Annotated in this window: 15 protein-coding genes and 4 pseudogenes; 9 read left to right on the forward strand and 10 right to left on the reverse strand. The window is 71.1% G+C overall.

Annotated features, from left to right (window positions below):
• Positions 1 to 14: 14 nt before the first annotated feature.
• A complete protein-coding gene (locus NRF20_RS34985; protein ID WP_398629143.1) occupies positions 15 to 626 on the reverse strand; it encodes a hypothetical protein in 612 nt (203 codons plus the stop codon).
• A gap of 227 nt (positions 627 to 853) precedes the next feature.
• Between NRF20_RS34985 and NRF20_RS34990 the strand changes: the two are divergent.
• Positions 854 to 1513: pseudogene (locus NRF20_RS34990) on the forward strand (penicillin acylase family protein); the annotation flags it as partial.
• Positions 1514 to 1554: 41 nt separating this feature from the next.
• Positions 1555 to 2022, forward strand: a complete 468-nt coding sequence (locus tag NRF20_RS34995; RefSeq protein ID WP_413753902.1) for a penicillin acylase family protein — start codon at positions 1555 to 1557, stop codon at positions 2020 to 2022.
• Positions 2023 to 2103: 81 nt separating this feature from the next.
• Here the strand turns inward: NRF20_RS34995 and NRF20_RS35000 are convergent, their stop codons facing one another.
• Positions 2104 to 3369 (reverse strand): exo-beta-N-acetylmuramidase NamZ domain-containing protein, encoded by a 1266-nt coding sequence (locus tag NRF20_RS35000; RefSeq protein ID WP_398629142.1) that lies wholly within the window; start codon positions 3367 to 3369, stop codon positions 2104 to 2106.
• A gap of 175 nt (positions 3370 to 3544) precedes the next feature.
• Between NRF20_RS35000 and NRF20_RS35005 the strand changes: the two genes are divergently transcribed.
• The 3 genes and pseudogenes from NRF20_RS35005 (at position 3545) to NRF20_RS35015 (ending at position 5193) form a co-directional block, all read left to right on the forward strand.
• Positions 3545 to 4309, forward strand: a complete 765-nt coding sequence (locus NRF20_RS35005; RefSeq protein ID WP_398629141.1) for an SDR family oxidoreductase — start codon at positions 3545 to 3547, stop codon at positions 4307 to 4309.
• Positions 4310 to 4419: 110 nt separating this feature from the next.
• Positions 4420 to 4545, forward strand: a pseudogene (locus tag NRF20_RS35010) (AMP-binding enzyme); the annotation flags it as partial.
• A 54-nt stretch (positions 4546 to 4599) separates the two neighbouring features.
• Positions 4600 to 5193 carry a TetR/AcrR family transcriptional regulator gene (locus tag NRF20_RS35015; RefSeq protein WP_266362754.1) on the forward strand — a complete coding sequence of 198 codons (594 nt, stop codon included), beginning with the start codon at positions 4600 to 4602 and terminating at the stop codon, positions 5191 to 5193.
• Here NRF20_RS35015 and NRF20_RS35020 read toward each other — a convergent pair.
• Positions 5132 to 6073: pseudogene (locus tag NRF20_RS35020) on the reverse strand (LysR family transcriptional regulator). The gene NRF20_RS35015 and the pseudogene NRF20_RS35020 overlap by 62 nt on opposite strands.
• A gap of 74 nt (positions 6074 to 6147) precedes the next feature.
• Here NRF20_RS35020 and NRF20_RS35025 point away from each other — a divergent pair.
• Both NRF20_RS35025 and NRF20_RS35030 read left to right on the forward strand, forming a co-directional pair.
• Complete coding sequence (locus tag NRF20_RS35025) at positions 6148 to 6312, forward strand: hypothetical protein (RefSeq protein WP_266362756.1); 165 nt, start codon at positions 6148 to 6150, stop codon at positions 6310 to 6312.
• Between the two features lie 52 nt (positions 6313 to 6364).
• On the forward strand, positions 6365 to 10975 hold the full coding sequence (locus NRF20_RS35030; protein WP_398629140.1) for a HEAT repeat domain-containing protein: 4611 nt from the start codon (positions 6365 to 6367) through the stop codon (positions 10973 to 10975).
• Between the two features lie 57 nt (positions 10976 to 11032).
• Here NRF20_RS35030 and NRF20_RS35035 read toward each other — a convergent pair whose 3' ends face one another.
• Together NRF20_RS35035 and NRF20_RS35040 are read right to left on the reverse strand one after the other, a co-directional pair.
• Entirely contained in the window at positions 11033 to 12259 is a 1227-nt protein-coding gene (locus NRF20_RS35035) for an acyl-CoA dehydrogenase family protein (RefSeq protein WP_398629139.1), read from the reverse strand.
• Between the two features lie 8 nt (positions 12260 to 12267).
• Positions 12268 to 13290: a phosphotransferase family protein gene (locus tag NRF20_RS35040; protein WP_398629138.1), complete on the reverse strand. Its 1023-nt coding sequence runs from the start codon at positions 13288 to 13290 to the stop codon at positions 12268 to 12270.
• A gap of 152 nt (positions 13291 to 13442) precedes the next feature.
• Here NRF20_RS35040 and NRF20_RS35045 point away from each other — a divergent pair, with 152 nt between their 5' ends.
• Together NRF20_RS35045 and NRF20_RS35050 are read left to right on the forward strand one after the other, a co-directional pair.
• Positions 13443 to 14732: a glucarate dehydratase family protein gene (locus tag NRF20_RS35045; RefSeq protein ID WP_398629137.1), complete on the forward strand. Its 1290-nt coding sequence runs from the start codon at positions 13443 to 13445 to the stop codon at positions 14730 to 14732.
• Between the two features lie 601 nt (positions 14733 to 15333).
• Positions 15334 to 15684: pseudogene (locus NRF20_RS35050) on the forward strand (zinc-binding dehydrogenase); the annotation flags it as partial.
• Between the two features lie 18 nt (positions 15685 to 15702).
• Here the strand turns inward: NRF20_RS35050 and NRF20_RS35055 are convergent.
• The 5 genes from NRF20_RS35055 to NRF20_RS35075 all read right to left on the reverse strand — a co-directional run bounded on the left by NRF20_RS35055 (position 15703) and on the right by NRF20_RS35075 (position 18455).
• On the reverse strand, positions 15703 to 16014 hold the full coding sequence (locus NRF20_RS35055) for a DUF202 domain-containing protein (RefSeq protein WP_266362768.1): 312 nt from the start codon (positions 16012 to 16014) through the stop codon (positions 15703 to 15705).
• Positions 16011 to 16406, reverse strand: coding sequence for a YidH family protein (locus NRF20_RS35060; RefSeq protein ID WP_266362770.1), 396 nt, complete (start codon positions 16404 to 16406; stop codon positions 16011 to 16013). Before NRF20_RS35060 ends, NRF20_RS35055 begins: the two co-directional genes overlap by 4 nt.
• A gap of 61 nt (positions 16407 to 16467) precedes the next feature.
• Positions 16468 to 16989: an NUDIX domain-containing protein gene (locus NRF20_RS35065; RefSeq protein ID WP_398629136.1), complete on the reverse strand. Its 522-nt coding sequence runs from the start codon at positions 16987 to 16989 to the stop codon at positions 16468 to 16470.
• A 33-nt stretch (positions 16990 to 17022) separates the two neighbouring features.
• Entirely contained in the window at positions 17023 to 17796 is a 774-nt protein-coding gene (locus tag NRF20_RS35070; RefSeq protein WP_398629135.1) for a glucose 1-dehydrogenase, read from the reverse strand.
• Positions 17797 to 17825: 29 nt separating this feature from the next.
• The gene (locus NRF20_RS35075) at positions 17826 to 18455 is read right to left on the reverse strand and encodes a TetR/AcrR family transcriptional regulator (RefSeq protein ID WP_398629134.1); all 630 of its coding nucleotides are present in this window, start codon (positions 18453 to 18455) and stop codon (positions 17826 to 17828) included.
• Between the last annotated feature and the right edge of the window lie 70 nt (positions 18456 to 18525).

Raw genomic sequence — 18525 nt, forward strand, 5'->3', positions numbered from 1 at the left:
GCTCCCGCTGTCCGTCACGCCGCCGACGCCAGATCCCGGCGCCGTGCGCTCCGGGCCTTCGCCAGCGCGCTCGGTGTGAGCACCGGCTGCGGCACCACGATCCCGCACCCCGTGCAGACCGGCCCCGACCACGGCTCGCACTCCAGATCCGGCCGCCAGACGATCTCGGCGCCCGCGCACACCGGGCAGGACACGCCCGGTTCCGACTCCAGCGCGGCGATCAGCCGGCCGAGAACCTCGGCGAGCGGCGCCGAGGGGTGAACCGTCGGGTCCTCGCAGCGGGCGACGCCGTGGCCGCCCCAGGTGCGCCGGTGCCAGTCGTCGAACGCGCCGGGCCTGCGCCGCCCGTCGTGCTTCTCCCGCCTGCGGCGCTCGGCGAACCCTGCCTCGTATCCGAGCCAGACGGCCCTCGCCGCCTCCAGTTCGTCCAGTGCGCGCATCAGCCGCACCGGATCGGGGGACCGGTCCTCGGGCTCGATCCCGTGCCGGGCGCACAGATGATCCCAGGTCGCCCGATGCCCGTAAGGGGCGAACCTCTCCAGGCACTTGCGCAGCGAATACCGCCGCAGCGCCAGGTCGCCCCGCGGATCGCGGACCTGTCTCGCAAGACTCCGGAATCCGGCCACTGCACTGCCACCTCCGTCGCTCGTACTTCGGCGTCAAGGAATGGACGTACGGCTGCCCGATTCGGATCCATCGACATAGGGTGACGTCCACCATGTGAGATGACTCATCGTCATGGGGGCCACATGCGGCGGCACGTGATGATTCGGAAAAGGTGACTGTTGTTCACCTTACCGACGGGTCATACCGCCAGTAACCTCCGGCGCATCGGTCTCTCGGAGGAGCACGCATGCCCCCATGCACCGTCAAGTTCAGAGCCGCCACCGTCGCGGCGGTTCTCGCACTCGGTACCACCCTGCTGGCGGCCTCGCCGCAGTCCGGCGCCGCGGCAGCGGAACCCGCACCCGTCACCGACTACTGCCAGGGGCAGTGCGACGACATCCTGCCGCCCGGCGAGAACGGCAACGCCACACTCGTCGACATCCTCGGCAACAAGGCGTTCGGTACGCACCCTGCCCACAGCGACGACCAACTCGACCGCTACAACGGCCTGGTGGCCGGGCACACCGGTCTCACCGACCAGAAGCTGACCGACTTCTTCAACGGCGCCTCGTTCGGCGTCCCCGAGGACCAGGTCGAGTCCGTCACCTCGCCGCGCGACGATGTCACGATCACCCGTGACAAGACGTCCGGTGTCCCGCACATCAAGGGCACCACCCGCTACGGCACCGAGTTCGGCGCCGGATTCGCAGCCGGGCAGGACCGGCTCTGGCTGATGGACCTCTTCCGGCACATCGGGCGCGGCGAACTGACCTCGTTCGCCGGTGGCGCGCTGGCCAACCAGGGCCTGGAGCAGCAGTTCTGGCCGCAGGCCCCGTACACCGAGGCCGATCTCGAAGCGCAGGTCGAGTACATCAGGACCCACGAGGGTGCCCGCGGCGAAGCAGCCCCGGATCGCATGCGTACACCTACGCCGACGCGGTACGGATCATGGACGCATGGTGGCCGAAGCTGGTCGAGGCCGAGTTCAAGCCGGGGCTCGGCGACGGCCTGTACGGGGCGCTGACCGCGAACCTCGCCACCGACGAGTCCCCGGCGGCCAGCCACGGGCCGAGCGGGGCGCACAGTGGTTCGGCGTTCCAGTACGGCTGGTGGGGCTTCGTGGACAAGGACCTGCGCCGGGTTCTGGGGCAGCCGGTCAAGGGTCCGCTGGCCAAGGCGTACTGCGGGAACGGCGATCTGGCCAGTTGCCGTGACGCGCTGCTGGCGTCCCTGAAGGCGGCTGCGGCGGAGCCGGCCGCGGAGGTCTACCCGGGTGACGACAGCTGCAAGGCCGGCGAGCAGTGGTGCACGGACTCGATCGTCCACCGGCCGCTCGGCGGGATCGCCCAGAAGTCCATCCACTGGCAGAACCGCCCGACGTACCAGCAGGTGGTGGAGTTCCCCGCCCGCCGGTAGGGCATTTCCGGCCCGTCCGGCGTCCGAGGACGGAGCCGGTGTGCCGGGCGGGCCCGACCCCTCGGGCCCGCCCGGCCCGTCTCACCGGTACTGGAGATACCTCTTCCGCACGGCCCGGAACGCGGCGAGATCCGCCGCCCACGCCCCCACCACCTCATCGGTGTCCGCCCCCGCGTCGATCATCGTGCGGACCCGCGTGTTGCCGGTGAGCTTGTCGATCCAGTTGTCGGAGCGCCACGCGAACCCGCTCCACGTCCGCTTCGCCGTCACCAGCAGCGCGATCCCCGTGCGTACCGGATCGAAGACCTCGCGGTCCTGGACGTGCAGCTGCACCCCGCCGACCGTCTTGCCCTGGAACTTGGAGAACGTCGGTGCGAAGTACGCCTCGCGGAACGCGACTCCGGGCAGGTCGAGCGCGTTCGCGGCCGCCGCCCAGCGGTGGTCGATGCCCTCCGCGCCGAGCAGTTCGAACGGCCGGGTGGTGCCGCGTCCCTCGGAGAGGTTCGTGCCTTCGAACAGGCAGGTCCCCGAGTAGACCAGCGCCGTGTCCGGCGTCGGCATATTGGGGCTCGGCGGCACCCAGGGCAGCCCGGTCGTGTCGAAGAAGTCCGAGCGCTTCCACCCCGACATCTTCACGATGCGCAGGTCCACCGGCCGCCGGGCCAGGAACTCCGCGTTGAAGAGCAGCGCCAGCTCGGTGACCGTCATGCCGTGCGCCTGCGAGATCTCCCGGCGGCCCACGAACGTGGAGAACGCCGGGTCGAGCACCGGTCCGAGTGCCGCCCGCCCGGTCACCGGGTTCGGCCGGTCCAGGACGACGAACCGCTTGCCCGCGAGAGCCGCCGCCTCCATGCAGTCGTACAGCGTCCAGATGTACGTGTAGAAGCGGGCGCCCGCGTCCTGGATGTCGAAGACGATCGTGTCCACGCCGGACGCGGTGAAGACATCGGCGAGCGGCTGCCCGCTCTTCAAGTACGTGTCGTAGACGGGGAGTCCGGTCGCCGGGTCGTCGTACCGCCCCTCGGAGCCGCCCGCCTGCGCGGTGCCGCGGAAGCCGTGCTCGGGTCCGAAGACCGCGACCAGGTTCACCCGCTCGTCCGGGTGCATCACATCGACGATGTGGCGTACCTCGGAGGTGATCCCGGTCGGGTTGGTGACGACCCCGACCTTCTGCCCCTTCAACAGCGCGTAGCCGTCCGCGGCCAGCCGGTCGAAGCCGGTGCGGACCCGGCCGTGCCCCTTGCCGGGGGTGGGGGCGGCGGTCGCGACCCCGGTGCCGGCGGCCGTCGCCGCGAGGGCTCCCACCGCACCGCCGGCGGCCAGCAAACCACGTCTGGACAGGCTCATTCAGCTACCTCCATGATCGCGACGTCTGTCATGGCCACGCACGCTAGCGCGCATACGGAATGAGCCGGACGAGTCGGTTGTGACAGGAGTGCCGCCCGAGCGGTGTCAAGCCCTTCCACTACGACATACCGACTGGTTAGTCTGCGGGATAGTCGGCTGAGAGAGGCGGGACCCGATGAGTACGGTGCAGGGCGCGGGCGTAGTGGTCACAGGGGCCGGAGGCGGCATCGGAGCCGCTCTGGCCCGCCGATTCGCCGCGGAAGGCGCGCTGGTCGTGGTCAACGACCTCGACGAAGCCCGGATCAAGCCACTGGCCGAGGAGATCGGCGGCACCGCCGTGACCGGTGACGCCTCGCAGATCGTGGACGCCGCCCGCGACGCGCTGGACGGCACCGTCGACATCTACTGCGCCAACGCGGGCCTCGCCTCGCCCGGTGACGTCTTCGCCGACGAGGAGGTCTGGGCCGCCGCCTGGGACGTCAATGTGATGGCCCATGTCCGCGCGGCGAGGGCGCTGCTGCCGGACTGGCTGGAGCGCGGCAGCGGCCGCTTCGTATCGACCGCCTCCGCCGCCGGACTGCTGACGATGATCGGTGCCGCACCGTACAGCGTCAGCAAGCACGGCGCCGTCGCCTTCGCCGAATGGCTCTCGCTGACCTACCGCCACCGCGGCATCAAGGTCCACGCGATCTGCCCGCAGGGCGTGCGTACGGACATGCTCACCGCCGCCGGATCGGCCGGCGAGCTCGTCCTCGCCCCCAGCGCCATCGAGCCCGAGGCGGTCGCCGACGCGCTCTTCGACGCCATGGCCGAGGACCGCTTCCTCGTCCTGCCGCACCCCGAGGTCGCCGGTTTCTACCGGGCCCGCACCAAGGACACCGACCACTGGCTCGGCAATATGAACCACCTCCAGCAGAAGTGGGAGGAGACCGGCGCATGACCGACTCCATCTACGCGGCAAAGCCCTGGATCTCCCTGCTCAGCGAGGCCCAGCGGGCCCCCGTCGGCCCGGCCGAGACCCTGGTCCACGCCTTCCGTTCCTCCGTCGCCGTGGGTGCGTACTGCAAGGAACGGCTGGCCGCGTACAAGTACCCGTGCGAGGTCGAGATCCTGGCCGAACTCCCGAAGACGGCGAGTGGGAAGATCCTCAGGCGGGAACTGCGTTCCCCTCAGTAGACCGTTTCACGCACAGCACGGATTCACGCACGGTACGGAAGGAAGGTGGCGGCAATGGCCAAGGCGACGGACGAGGACACGGCCCCCGTCCCTCAGCGGCTGCTGGCCGCCGCCACCCGGCTCTTCGCCGAGCAGGGGTACGACCGCACCTCGGTCCAGGAGATCGTCGAGGCGGCAGGCGTCACCAAGGGTGCGCTCTACCACTACTTCGGCTCCAAGGAGGACCTCCTCCAGGAGGTCTACGCCCGGGTGCTCCGGCTTCAGCAGGAGCGCCTCGACGCCTTCGCCGACGCCGACGCCCCGGTCGAACAGCGGCTGCGCGACGCCGCCGCGGATGTGGTCGTCACGACCATCGAGAACCTCGACGACGCCTCGATCTTCTTCCGGTCCATGCACCACCTCAGCCCGGAGAAGAACAAGCAGGTACGGGTGGAGCGGCGCCGCTACCACGAGCGCTTCCGGGCCCTGGTGGAAGAGGGCCAGCGGAGCGGAGTGTTCTCCACGGCCACCCCGGCGGACCTGATCGTCGACTACCACTTCGGCTCGGTCCACCATCTGTCCACCTGGTACCGGCCCGACGGCCCGCTCAGCCAGCAGGAGGTCGCCGACCACCTGGCCGACCTGCTGCTGCGCGCCCTGCGTCCCTAGCCACCCGGGGAGCATCGCCGGTCAGCCGGTCGAGGAGCGCCTTTGCCGCCGGGTTGCGGGGCGGGGCGCCCGCCCCGCAAGGGCCACCGTCCGGCCGGGCTCCGGCTGGCGGATGCTCACACACGGCAGCCCCGCCTCCTCACCGATCCGCCGCGGCACGATCGCCACGCCGATCCCGCCCGCACGAGATCGACGAGCAGCCGGATCTGAGTGACGTCACAGGTGATCCGGCGTTCCGGACCGCAGTGCGCGGCCGGCCTCCGCACCGCGGTCTCCAGACCGGTGCCCGCGCGGAAGTCCACGAACGGTTCGTCGGCGAGATCCTTGATCAGGGTGCGCCCGGCCGTCGCCGGCCGATGGCCCGCCGCGGTGATCAGCACCAGGTCCTCGTGCCAGGTCGCGAACCCGGCCATGCCGTCGGGGAGTTCGGCCGCGTCCGGCGCGAGAAAGGCGAGATCCAGCTCACCGGCCCGTACCCCCGCGATCAGTTCCGGAGTCGTCGCCTCGCGGAGCGAGATCTGCACCCCCGGCCGGAGCCGGTGGTACGAGGCCGGCTCGGCCGCCAGATCCACGCAGGTCAGCGTCTGGATGGTGCCGATACGGACCCGGCCGGTCACCAACCCCGACACGGCGGCACCGAGTCCCGCGCGGCCTGTGTCCCGGCGAGCACCGACCGGGCCGACGGCAGCAGCGCCCGGCCCGCCTCTGTGAGGGTCACGTGCCGGCCGGTCCGGTCGAACAGCTCGGCCCCCAGCTCCCGTTCGAGGTTGCGCACGGAGGTGCTCAGCGCGGACTGCACGATCAGCTCGGCACGGGCGGCGGCGGTGGAACTGCCGTGCGTGGCCACCGCCATGAAGTGGCGGAGTTGGCGTATCTCCATCCATCCACGCTATCGATCGCAGCCGGCTGAACCATCTGTTGGACCGACCGCCGGTACGGGTCGAAGCTGGAGGTATGACTCATATCCAGCCATCCGTACACGTCCCCGCACTCTGGGCCGCGGCATACGGCCCGGGCCACACACCGGCCGTCCGTCTCGTCGCCCGGTGCCTGTTGCGTGTGAGGGCCTTCGCCCGCGACCTGGCGCTGGCCGATCATGTGCCGTTCGGCGGCTATTGACGGGGTCGAATCCCGTTGGTGGAGCCGGGAGCGCCCCGGTTAGCATCCGACGGTGAAGACGCCCGCCGACGAACAGTTCCACGATGCGGTACGCCGGGCCGACACCGGGCGGCTGTCGAGGCTCCTGGACGCGCAGGACTGCCCACCGGCAGTCCTCGGACGTCTGATCCGGCACGAGGACGCCGCCCTGCGTCATCTGGGGCTGGTCCTGCTCACCGAGCGAGTGACAGCGGGCCGCCCCTCCGACGACGCGGAGACGGCCGAACTCGCCGGGCTGCTGCCCGTGTCGCTGATGGGGCCGCCGGAGGCGGATCTCCTCCTGGCGGGGCTGTACGAGCGACTCGGCCACTGTCTCCGGGGCCGCCCCCGCCCGTCATGGCGCACGGCCGGGCTGCCGGTACGGGTGAGGATCGCGTGGCTGCGCTCCGAACTCCTCGACGAGCCGGCGGTGATCCGTGACGAAGCCCCGGGTGAAATCCTCTACCAGGCCGTACGGGAGACGGACATCACGGCGGCGCACCGTCCGGATCGACTCGTGGACGAGCTGGCGGACAGCGGTGACCCCGTGCTGCAGGCCGAGGCGCTGCGGCTCGCGCGGCAGGGGCTGCACGCCGGGCTGCTGGCTCCCGCGCTGGTCCGCGAAGACCTGATCGGCCTGCTCGGCGCCGACAGCGACCGGGTCGTCGCGGGCGCGCTGGGCGAACTCGCCGAGCCGTGGGCGGCGATGGAGCCGCTGCCGCGGGGACGCATCTCTCCGTTTCTCGTCGCCGGTTCGGCGGGGGGCAGGCCCGCGGTGGCCGATGCCGCCCTCGCGGCCGCCGCCCGCCACGGCCACAAGGACCTGCTGCGGCAGATCATCGACGATCCGGATCTTCCGCCGGGCCTTCGCCGACAGGGAGTGGAACTGCTCGGCGGTCTGGCGGACCGTGGCGACATCGGTGAACTCATGGCCGTCGCCGCACGCGATCCGCTGCTGTTCGGCGGGCCGGCGGTGACGTGTCTGCGCGGTCTCCACCGGCGCGGGCACTTCGTGGACGGTCCGGAAGTTCCGGCCGTGATCGGCCTGGCCCTGGCCGATCACTCGATTCCGCCCCGTGAGATCGCGACGATCCTGTTCACCTGCCGGAAGGAGGCATTCCGGGTACTGACGGAGGCGGCCGCCGATGATCCGAGCAGGCCGCGACGGCTCGCCCTGCTGGTGGCCCTGGCCGGGCAGGGAACGGGCGAGCTTCCGATCGGGGACGCGATCGCACGCGTACTTCCTTCGGCCTCCGCCCCCGGTCCGTTCCTCGACGCCATCCGTGAGCTGCGCCATGCGGATGCCGAAGACGCCGTGATCGCTCTGCTGCCCTCGGCGCCCGCCGCGGCCCTGGACGCTCTGGAGGCCATCGGCGGGCAACGGACGGTACTGGCCCTGCGAGAAGGGCTGGGCCTGGACGGCGACACGATCGCGCCTCACCTGTACGCCGTACGGGACCGCGCCCTCGAACTGCTGTGGCAGCTGACCCGCGATCCGGCACACCGCCGCGCCCTCCTCGTGCGGCTGGATCCCGTCGGCCTGCCGACGCGCATCGCGGCGGACCTGGGCGGCCCGGACGAGCGGGAACTGGCCCTGCTGCGTTCCCATCCGAACCCGGACGAGCCGATGGCGGCGCTGTGCCGTCTCGCGGACCACGGCAACGCCGGCACACTGCCGGCCATCGCGGACCTGCTGCTGCGCATCGTGGCCGAACAGGCGGCGTTGCGGGAGTGGGAACACGGACAGCCCGGCGGTGAGCCCGTGGTGCCCCAAGAGGTCCTGGACGCCGTGCACGCCCTGGGCCGCCGTCTCCACGAGCGGGGCGCGATCCGGCCGGTCTGCCTGCTCGGCACGGCAGATGCGCAAGAGGCCGGCCACGCACTCGTCGCGACCATGGCACTGGATCTGCTGGACCGGCCCGGACTGTCCGACCGTGAGCGGGCGATCCTGCTCGAACTGCTGCGCAGGGCACCGTGGGCAGGCACCCGCGCCCGGGTGCACCGGCTGCTGCGCCACCGCGACCGGCACGTACGCAAACACGTCATCGCCCTGCTCGCCCGCGACGCCACGGGCGAGGACGCACAGGCGCTGTCGGCGACCCTGATCGCGCTGACCACCGCCCAGGACATCCAGACCGTCCGGCAGGCCCTGCTCGCACTGGGTCACGCACAGGCCCACTGGGCGTGCACCGCGATCGCCGCATGCCTCGACCATCCGAACATGAACATCAAGAAGACCGCCGCCGAGGTGCTGGTCCGCGCGGGCACACCGGCGGCGCTGCCCAAGCTGCTCTTCTGGCTCGGGCACCACGACAACCCCGGGCTGCGCGGCACGCTCGTCGCGGCCCTGCGCGCCGTCCTCGGCGACGTCTACGCGGCGACACTTCTCGCCGCCGCCGAGCACAGCCGGGACGGCCGTACCCGCGAACTGCTGCTGGCGGGCCTCGACGGCGTCCTCGGTGCCCGCTCGGTCCTCGCGCTGGACGACCAGGCGTCACCTGTGGCGGCCACCCTGCTCTGTCTGGTGGCGGACGGCCGGGTCGGTCTTGCCTCCGGGGACGTGAAGGATCTGGCGATACCGCTGGCCAGGCATGGCATCACCGCATCGGCCGTCGCACAGCGGTCATCGGTGGACAGTACGGCGGACCGTGACATCGGGTCGCTGGTGGCCGGGGGCTGGAATCCCTCGGTCGCGCTGCGCGTCGCCGAGAGGGACGCGCCGCCCCACCCCGACCGGCTGAACGAGCTGCGGCCGATGCTCACGGACTGGCTCCGGCTGGCCGGCTCCCGGCCCGCGGCCCGGGACAGGCTGGTGCGGTTCGCGCTGCGCATCTGCCCCGCACCCCGGGCGGCCGGGGAGCTGACGGCATTCGCCCGGTCCGCACGGGTCCTGCTCGACGCGCTCGTCGACGCCCGGGACGAGGACCGGCACGACCTGATCGCGGTACTCGAAGAGGTCGCGCCGATGCTGACGGGGGTCGGAAGGCCGGCCGTCGCCGCGGCGGTACGGGCACTGCGTCCCGCACCCACGACGCCGAGCCGGTCCACGCTGACGCTGCTGCGCCGCCTCGGCGCGGTGCTGGTCCGCGCCGACCTCGATCAGGCACTTGAGTCGGCCCGGCTGGGCCCCGACCCCTGGCAGGCCCGGGCGGCCGTGCTGAGGGAGGCGTTCGCAGTCCCGGAGACCACCGCGGCACCCGTGCCCGCCCAGACCCGGGCATGGCGGGCGGCGCTGGGCGACGCGGTGCGCGCCCCCGACACTCTGGAGGAGTTCCGCCGACAGGACGACGGCAGGGTCGGCTCGCGGGACCGGCTGACCGCACTGATCGAGGTACACCACGGCGCGGACCCCGAAGTCCGGGCCGCCCTGCTCGACTGGATGACGCTTCTTCAGCCCCTCGACGCACCGCCCTGGACCATCAGCGAGACCGCCCGGACCCCGACGCCGCTGCCCCGGCACGTACACATCGACGACCTCGACCAGCCCCGTTCGGCGGCCCTGAGGGAGCGCCTGCTCGACATGCTGGGGTCAACTCATGCAGGCCGCAGAGAGACCGCCGCCCTGGCGCTGGCGAAGTGGCCCGAGCCCGAGGCCCGGCTGCCGGTTCTTCGCGCGTACCTCCGCGGGCACATCGACATACCCATCGGCGTGGACCTGGCCCGTGCACTGCGCACCCTCGACGAGACGGAGCTCCGGGGCGAGGAGGTCCTGCACGACAGGGTGGCTCTCGCGGCCTCGAAGCTCTCCCCGTGGACACTGGAACCGCTGGTGCCGCTGTTGCTGGAGTGGTGGGAGCATGCCCCGCCCGCCGCCGGACCAGCAGTCGGCGACGCACTGCGCAACTACCCCGCCGACGCGCTCGCCAGGGCCCTCGGCGACCGTCTCGACGCCGGGGCCTGGGGCTTCCTCGACCTGCTCCTCGACCGCCGGCTCCTGCGTACCCCCGCGCTGACGCGTACGTGTCGGCGGCTGCGCGCCGAAGGGCGCGACGACATGGCGGACCGGCTTCTTCTCGTCGAGGGTCCGCTGCGCGGCCCGGACGCCGCGCAGCAGGACGCGGCAGCGCTGGCAGCGCTCCGTGACCGCCCCCCGGCCGCACCCGGCGGAGCTTCGCACCGCCCGTCCAGGCAGGAACTGCTGGACCTGGCCCGAACCGGCACCCCGGATCAGAGATGCGGGGCACTCACAGAACTGGCCGAGGCCCACTCGGGCCCGGACCCGGACCGGGACCCCGGACTGCGCGACCTGATCGGTGAGTTGCTGAACCATCCCCGGGTCAAGGTACGCCTGCGCGCCCACCGGACCTCACGGACGATGCTGGACAGGGGCACCTATCTGGGCCACACCATGCTCCTGCTGGACGACCCCCGGCCGGAACTGACGCGTACGGCGATCCGCACGCTCTGCCACGCCGGCTGGGGGCCCGCGATCCCCGCCGTGACCGGACTGCTCGCACACCCGCATCCCGGCGTGCGCAGGGCGGCGGCCGAGGGGCTCATCGGGATGGGCGAGGCGGCGATCCCCGCCCTGAGCCAAGCGGCCGCCCACGCCCGCCCCGACAAACGCTCCCTCTACACGGACGTCCTCGACCGGCTCAGAAATTCAAGCCCGTCCGGCAACATTCCGAGCCCGTCCGGCGATTGAGGACGAAACGGCAACCGGACGGGCCCTCGCACCCACCGGCCCCGCCCGGGTCACCGCCTACACGTACCGCTTGATCTCCCGCCGGGCCAACGACCGCTGATGCACCTCGTCCGGCCCGTCCGCCAGCCGCAGCGTCCGCGCCGCCGCCCACAGTTCCGCCAGCGGGAAGTCCTGGCTGACGCCGCCCGCGCCGTGCAGTTGTACTGCCTGGTCGAGGATGTCGACCACCGCACGCGGGGTGGCGATCTTGATGGCCTGGATCTCCGTGTGCGCCCCCCGGTTGCCGACCGTGTCCATCAGCCAAGCCGTCTTCAGTACCAGCAGCCGCAGCTGCTCCACCGTGACCCGCGCGTCGGCGATCCAGTTCTGTACGACGCCCTGCTGGGCGAGCGGCTTGCCGAAGGCAGTACGGGACACCGCCCGCTTGCACATCAGCTCGATCGCCCGCTCGGCCATCCCGATCAGCCGCATGCAGTGGTGGATGCGACCCGGTCCCAGACGCGCCTGGGCGATGGCGAAGCCGCCGCCCTCCTCGCCGATCAGGTTCGCGACGGGCACCCGCACGTCCGTGAAGACGACCTCGGCGTGACCGCCGTGATAGTGGTCCTCGTAGCCGTACACCTGCATGGCGCGCCGCACTTCGAGACCGGGGGTGTCGCGCGGGACGAGGATCATCGACTGCTGACGGCGGATGTCGGCGCCGTCAGGGCCATCGGCAGTCGCTGTCTTGCCCATCACGATGAAGATCTGGCAGTCCGGGTTCATCGCCCCGGAGATGTACCACTTGCGGCCGTTGATGACGTAGTTGTCACCGTCCCGCGTGATGCGCGTCTCGATGTTGGTCGCGTCCGACGAGGCCACCTCGGGCTCCGTCATCGCGAACGCCGAGCGGATCTCCCCGGCGAGCAGCGGCTCCAGCCACTGCTTCTTCTGCTCGTCCGTGGCGAACTGGAAGAGCACCTCCATGTTCCCGGTGTCCGGGGCCGCGCAGTTGAGTGCGGTCGGTGCCAACTGCGGTGAACGGCCCGTGATTTCGGCGAGCGGTGCGTACTGGAGGTTGGTCAGCCCGGCGCCGTACTCGGCATCGGGAAGGAAGAGGTTCCACAGCCCCTGCCGCCGCGCCTCGGCCTTCAGGTCCTCGACGATCTGCGGGGTGTCCCACGGCGAGGCCAGGAGCGCGCGCTGTTCGTCCGCGGTCTTCTCGGCCGGGTAGACATGCTCGTCCATGAAGGTGAGCAGCTTGGCGCGCAGCTCTTCGGTACGGGCGTCGAATGCGAAGTCCATGGGGGTGATCAGCCTTCCTGGAGGGTGGTGAGGCCGTGCTCGATGAAGACGGGGACGAGATCGCCGATGCGGTCGAAGCCGGCGCCGACGGTCTGGCCCAGGGTGTAGCGGTAGTGGATGCCCTCCAGGATCACGGCGAGCTTGAACCAGGCGAACGCCGTGTACCAGGAGATGGCGGAGGTGTCCCGGCCGGAGCGTGCGGCGTAGCGCTCGATCAGCTCGGCGGGGGTGGGATGGCCGGCCGCGCCGCTGGTGGTGGAGACCGGGGACTTCGGCAGACCGAGGTCGGAGCTGTACATCACCAGCAGGCCGAGGTCGGTCAGCGGGTCGCCGAGCGTCGACATCTCCCAGTCGAGAACGGCCTTGATCCGGTCGTCGGAGCCGATCAGGACGTTGTCCAGCCGGTAGTCGCCGTGCACGACGGTGGGCGCGGGGGAAACGGGCAGCTCCCGGCCGAGAGCGGCGTGCAGTTCGTCGATGCCGGGCAGTTCGCGGTTGCGGGAGGCGTCCAGCTGCTTGCCCCAGCGGCGCAGCTGCCGGTCGAGGAAGCCCTCGGGGCGCCCGAAGTCGCCGAGCCCGACGGACTCGGGTTCCACGGCGTGCAGTTCGACGAGGGTGTCGACGAGGCCGAGGACGGCCTCCCGGGTGCGCTCGGCGCCCAGTGGTGCGAGCTGTTCGGCCGTGCGGTACGGGGTGCCCTCGACGTACTCCATGACGTAGAAGGGCGACCCGATCACCGAGTCGTCCTCGCAGAGCAGCACCGGCTCGGGCACCGGAACGGCCGTGGGGTGCAGGGCACTGATCACCCGGTGCTCGCGCTTCATGTCGTGTGCGGTGGCGAGCACATGACCCAGCGGGGGCCTGCGCACGACCCAGCGGCCGGTGCCGTCCGTGACGAGGTACGTCAGATTGGAGCGGCCGCCCTCGATGAGCCGGGCTTCGAGCGGTCCGTTCACCAGACCCGGCCGCTCGCGGTCGAGACGTCCGCGCAGCCGGTCGAGGTCGAGACCTGGCGGATGGACTGGGCTCATCGTGCGCACCTCCGGGGTGAAAGACGGTCGGTGTTCATGATGCCGACCAGTCGGTATGCCGTCCAGTGAACTCCCGGGATCCGTCGTGTGGACTCCGCTCCGACTCGGGTCGGAGTCTGGCGCTTGGCCGTATCCCTGAATATGGTTCACGTATGAATACAGAGCTGCTGATCGACGAAGTCCGGCTGACCCCGATCCTGATAGCGGACCCGCCCCTGCTCAACACCCAGGGCGTCCACCAGCCGTACACCCCGCGGCTCATCGTGGAAGTCGTCACACGCGGCGGTGTGACCGGTATCGGGGAGACGTACGGGGACGGCAAGTACCTCGAACTCGCCCAGCCGCTCGCCACCGCCCTCGTCGGACGCCCGGTCAGCGATCTGAACGGCCTGTTCGCACTGGCCGACGAGGTGTGCGGTGATTCACGCGCGGCCGACGAGCGTGTCGACGCCGGCGGACTGCGCGGCGTCCAGACCGCCGACAAGCTCCGGCTCTCCGTCGTCTCCGGCTTCGAGGTCGCCTGCCTGGACGCGCTCGGCAAGTCCCTCGGCCTCCCCGTGCACGCTCTGCTCGGCGGCAGGGTCCGCGACAGCGTCGAGTACAGCGCGTACCTCTTCTACCGCTGGGCCGCCCACCCCGAGGGCGGCGAACAGGACGACTGGGGCGCCGCCGTCGACCCGGCCGGAGTCGTCGCCCAGGCCCGGCGCTTCGCCCGCGAGCACGGCTTCTCCTCCTTCAAGCTCAAGGGCGGCGTCTTCGCACCCGACCAGGAGATCGCCGCGATCCGCGCCCTGGCCGAGGAGTTCCCCGGGCAGCCGCTGCGCCTCGACCCCAACGGCGCCTGGTCCGTCGGGACCTCGCTGTACGTCGCCGAGCAACTGAAGGACGTACTCGAATATCTGGAGGACCCGGCGAGCGGCACGGACCTGATGGCCGCCGTCGCCGCGGGCACCGACGTACCGCTCGCCACCAACATGTGCGTCACGACCCTCGCCGAGGTCCCGGAGGCCTTCGCCCGCGGTGCCGTCCAGGTCGTGCTCTCCGACCACCACTACTGGGGCGGCCTGCACCGCACCCGTGAGCTGGCCGGGATCTGCCGTACCTTCGGCGTCGGACTCTCCATGCACTCCAACACCCACCTCGGCATCAGCCTCGCCGCGATGACCCACGTCGCGGCCACCGTCCCCAACCTCGACTACGCCTGTGACAGCCACTACCCCTGGCAGACCGAGGACGTCATCACCACCCGCCATGTCTTCCGAGGCGGCCGGCTCACCGTGTCCGACGCGCCCGGGCTGGGCGTCGAACTCGACCGTGAACGCCTGGCCGTGCTGCACCGGCGCTGGCTCGACGACGACGGCACGATGCGCGAGCGCGACGATGCGGCGGCGATGCGCAAGGCCGAGCCCGGATGGCAGACCCCCTCGATCCCGCGCTGGTGACGGAACGTTCCCCGCAGCGGCCACGGCCTGAGTCGAGGGTTCACAACTGCTGGGCGATTGCCTTGTTTTGGCACACATGGGCACGATTGAGTGAACGGTGCGACGATCCGTGGATGTGCCCGGCGGGGCGTGCGTAAAGTGCCTTCTGCGATCTGGGACGCCGGATGTGGTGTCAGCAGTCGGGGCCCCCGTATCACCGGAGTGATGGTTCGGGGCCTCCCCGTCGCCTCTGGCCACACCCACATGGCCAGGTCGTAGGGATTCCGCCCGCCCGGGACGGACCGCATACGGGATATGCGTCGCCGCCCAGGACGTGAAAGCGGAGGGCCAGTGCGCCCAACACCGTTCGGGGCGTGCCGGTGAGACAGGACCCGCGTCTGCTCACCGCCCAGGAACGGTCGGCATATGAAGGCGATCAGCAACAGCAGGCATGGTGGGGTCGACGTCCTGGGGTCCGGCGAATAGCCCGACCCCAAGGTCGGCCCCGACACCGTCCTGGTGAAGGTGCGGGCTGCGGCGATCAACCCGGTTGACCGGAAGGCCCAGGAGCGGCGTCTCGCCCCAGGTCTGGTGGCCGTGCCCCCCTGATCCCCGACGGGGAGGCCTCGTCGACCGGCTGCGGGCGCTGGCCCCGGACGGGGTCGACGCCGCGTTCGACACCGTCGGAGATGAGGCGCTCCGGGCCTCCGCCGAAGTGCTGAAGCCCGAGGGCCGGCTGGCCTCCATCGCGGACGGCGAGGTCTTCTCGTACGGCGGCCGCTACGCCTTCGTACGCCCGGACGCCAAGGACCTCGCCCACCTGGCAGAACTGGCCGAGCAGGGCATCGTCACGGTCCATGTGGACCGGGTCTTCCCGCTGGAACGGGCGGCGGACGCCTACCGGCTGAACGAGCAGGGGCGCACCCGCGGAAAGATCGTCGTCACCGTCCCCTGGGACACCCCGGACGTCTGACGCGCCCGGTGCCGGGCCTCAGAACAGCATGGCCGCGGCGAACACCGCGAGCGCGACCGTGCACGCCCCCGCGGTCAGCGCACCGCGCGCCGAGAGCGGCTGCGGCCGCGCGGTCCCCATCCCGAGCACCCGCCGGTGCGCCACGAGCAGGAAGCCCAGCCAGGCCAGCGCGCTCAGCGCCACGGCGACGATCCCGGCCGGGCTCGCCCCGCTGTGCAGCGCCTGCTTGACCGCCAGCAGCGCCACCACCGTGCAGGACAGGGTCGTGCGCCGCCACGCCAGCCTGGTCCGCTCGGGCTGAAGTCCGGGGTCGCGCCCGTCGGCCGTCACCGGCCCTCCCAGCCGAAGAGGACCACCACCACCATCGCCACGGCGACGACGGCGACCGCGAGACCGAGCAGCGTCGGGAACCGGGAGACCGGCAGGTCCTCGCCGCGCCGCATCGCCCGCTCGCACCGCACCCAGTGATTGATCGCCCGAAGCGCACACAGCACACCGGCCGCGAGCAGCGCGAGCGCCAGTCCCGCGCGCATGCCCCACACCAGTTCAGGGAGGAACTGGTCGACCGCGAAACCACCGCCGATCAGCGCGAGAGCCGTCCGGATCCAGGCGAGGAACGTGCGCTCGTTGGCGAGCGAGAACCGGTAGTCGGGGGTGTCGCCCTCTTCGCGGATTCGCTGCGGCGCGAACCACAGCCGCAGGCTCTGTACGAATTCGATCACGCGTGAACCTTAGACCGACCGGCAAATGGGGGGCGGCGTCGACCGGTGGTCGAGCCCCGGCTCAGGAGGCTGCCCCGCCCGCCCGGAAGGCGCGCAGCCGGTGGTACGTCTCCAGACCGTCCGGTACCCACTCCCAGTCGTCGAGCCGCTGCTCCAGCTCCGCATCGGTGAGGAAGGTGTGCCAGGCGACCTCCTCCACCTGCGGATTCACTGGCAGCTCGACACGGACCTGGTAGACGTGGCTCCACCAGGAGTGCTCCGCGCTCTCGTAGAGGAACTTGAACAGCGGCTCGGGGCGGGGGAGCCCAAAGACCCCCAGCTCCTCCTCGGCCTCCCGCAGCGCCGCCTCGTCGTACGACTCGCCCGCCCCGACCACCCCGCCGACGAACATGTCGTAGTGGGAGGGGAAGACCAGTTTGGTCGGGGTCCTGCGGTGCACGAAGAGCCGGCCCCCGGCATCCCTGGCCTCGATGAAGACGCAGCGATGGCGCAGGCCCCGCGCGGTCGCCTCACCGCGCGGGGCCTGCCCCACGACCACGTCGTTCTCGTCGACGATGTCCAGGATCTCGTCAGAAGGAGTCATGCCCCTCATCCAACATCAGGCCACTGACAGTGATCACTGGCCCATGACGTACTTGACGGTCGGGCCCGTGGTCCAGCCGCCGTCCACGGCCAGTTCGGCGCCGGTGATGTACGAGGCGGCGTCCGAGAGCAGGAAGGTGATTGCCTCCGCGATCTCCGGGGCCTCGCCGACCCGGCCCATCGGGGTGTTCGGGAAGTTGCCGTCGCCCTGCTGAATGCCGACGGACGCGGTCATCGGCGTGTAGACCATGCCCGGGTGCACGGAGTTCACCCGGATCTTCGCCGTGCCGAGCTCCACCGCGCCGACCTTCGTCAGACCGCGGACACCCCACTTGGAGGCGCCGTAGCTGGAGGTCAGGGCGAGGCCCATCAGACCGGCGGCCGAGGAGATGTTGACGATGGAACCGCCGCCGTTCTCCTTCATCACCGGGATCACCGTCTTCATGCCGATGAAGACGGCCGTCAGGTTGATGTCGATGACCTTGCGGAAGTGCTCGACCGTCTCGGTCTCCAGCGGCTGACCGGTCGATACGCCGGCGTTGTTGACCAGGCCGTCGATCCGCCCGAACTCGGCGACGGCGAATTCGGCGACGCGCTGCCAGTCCTTCTCGGAGGTCACGTCGTGGTGCATGAAGCGGGCCTGCGCCCCGAGGGCGGCGGCGGTGGCGGCGCCCTCGTCGTCGAGCACATCGGTGATCACCACATGGGCGCCGCCCGCAACGGCGAGGCGGGCGGCCTCGGCGCCCAGGCCCCGGGCGCCGCCGGTGATGATGACGGTCTTGTCGCTGAGCTTGTTCTTGTCGGTCATGACACTGTCCTTCATGTGGTGCGGGTGGTTCACGCGCCGCCCGGCACGGGCGCGTGCAGGAACGCGGTGGTGGTCTCGACGAGATCGGCGAGGAAGAACTCCTCGCCGGTCAGCGGCCGGGTGCCGTCGAGACCCTGGCGGGCGCGGTCGGCCAGCGCCGCGCCGATCAGGGTGAGCGCCAGGTCCAGGCGCTCCAGGCGCACGGGCCCGGGCAGTGCGCCCAGGCAGTCCCCGATGCGGCCGATCAGCCGCCCGTAGGCGGTGCCGTCCAGAGCGGGGTGCAACCGGCCGGTCCGCAACCCGGTCTCATGGCTGAGCTGGGCCGAGATCCGCAGACAGCGGCGGCCCCGGTCGTCGACGAGCAGGCTCGCCTCGGCCGTCACCAGTGCGGTGAGCAGTTCCCGTACGCCACAGTCCCCGGCCAGCTCGTCGAGCAGCGGCGCGATCACCTGTTCGGTACGGGTCTGGCGGCCTGCCATCACCGCGTCGAGCAGCCCGGCCCGGGAGCCGAAGTGGTATTGGACCGCGGAGGGGTTGCTCTGCCCGGCCAGCCGGACGATGTCCCGCAGCTGGGCGCCGTCCGTGCCCTGCGCGGCGAAGATCTCCTCGGCCGCGCGGATCAGCTTGTCCCTGGTCTCTTGCCCTGACGTTCTCGCCATGAGATCACTCTAATGCTGGCCATTATTAATAGCCAGGCCGGACGGCCCCCTGTGACCGGACAGACGCCGG

It is taken from the genome of Streptomyces sp. R-74717 (assembly GCF_047305335.1).
GTDB classification, from domain to species: Bacteria; Actinomycetota; Actinomycetes; order Streptomycetales; family Streptomycetaceae; genus Streptomyces; species Streptomyces atratus.

Bases quoted from the DNA above. Each gene is read 5' to 3' on its own strand.
- NRF20_RS35025 (WP_266362756.1), top strand. From the start codon at position 6,148: ATGACTCATATCCAGCCATCCGTACACGTCCCCGCACTCTGGGCCGCG.
- NRF20_RS34995 (WP_413753902.1), top strand. From the start codon at position 1,555: ATGGACGCATGGTGGCCGAAGCTGGTCGAGGCCGAGTTCAAGCCGGGG.
- NRF20_RS35045 (WP_398629137.1), top strand. From the start codon at position 13,443: ATGAATACAGAGCTGCTGATCGACGAAGTCCGGCTGACCCCGATCCTG.
- NRF20_RS35000 (WP_398629142.1), bottom strand. From the start codon at position 3,369: ATGAGCCTGTCCAGACGTGGTTTGCTGGCCGCCGGCGGTGCGGTGGGA.
- NRF20_RS35065 (WP_398629136.1), bottom strand. From the start codon at position 16,989: ATGACTCCTTCTGACGAGATCCTGGACATCGTCGACGAGAACGACGTG.
- NRF20_RS35040 (WP_398629138.1), bottom strand. From the start codon at position 13,290: ATGAGCCCAGTCCATCCGCCAGGTCTCGACCTCGACCGGCTGCGCGGA.
- NRF20_RS35015 (WP_266362754.1), top strand. From the start codon at position 4,600: ATGGCCAAGGCGACGGACGAGGACACGGCCCCCGTCCCTCAGCGGCTG.
- NRF20_RS35035 (WP_398629139.1), bottom strand. From the start codon at position 12,259: ATGGACTTCGCATTCGACGCCCGTACCGAAGAGCTGCGCGCCAAGCTG.
- NRF20_RS35070 (WP_398629135.1), bottom strand. From the start codon at position 17,796: ATGACCGACAAGAACAAGCTCAGCGACAAGACCGTCATCATCACCGGC.
- NRF20_RS35005 (WP_398629141.1), top strand. From the start codon at position 3,545: ATGAGTACGGTGCAGGGCGCGGGCGTAGTGGTCACAGGGGCCGGAGGC.
- NRF20_RS35075 (WP_398629134.1), bottom strand. From the start codon at position 18,455: ATGGCGAGAACGTCAGGGCAAGAGACCAGGGACAAGCTGATCCGCGCG.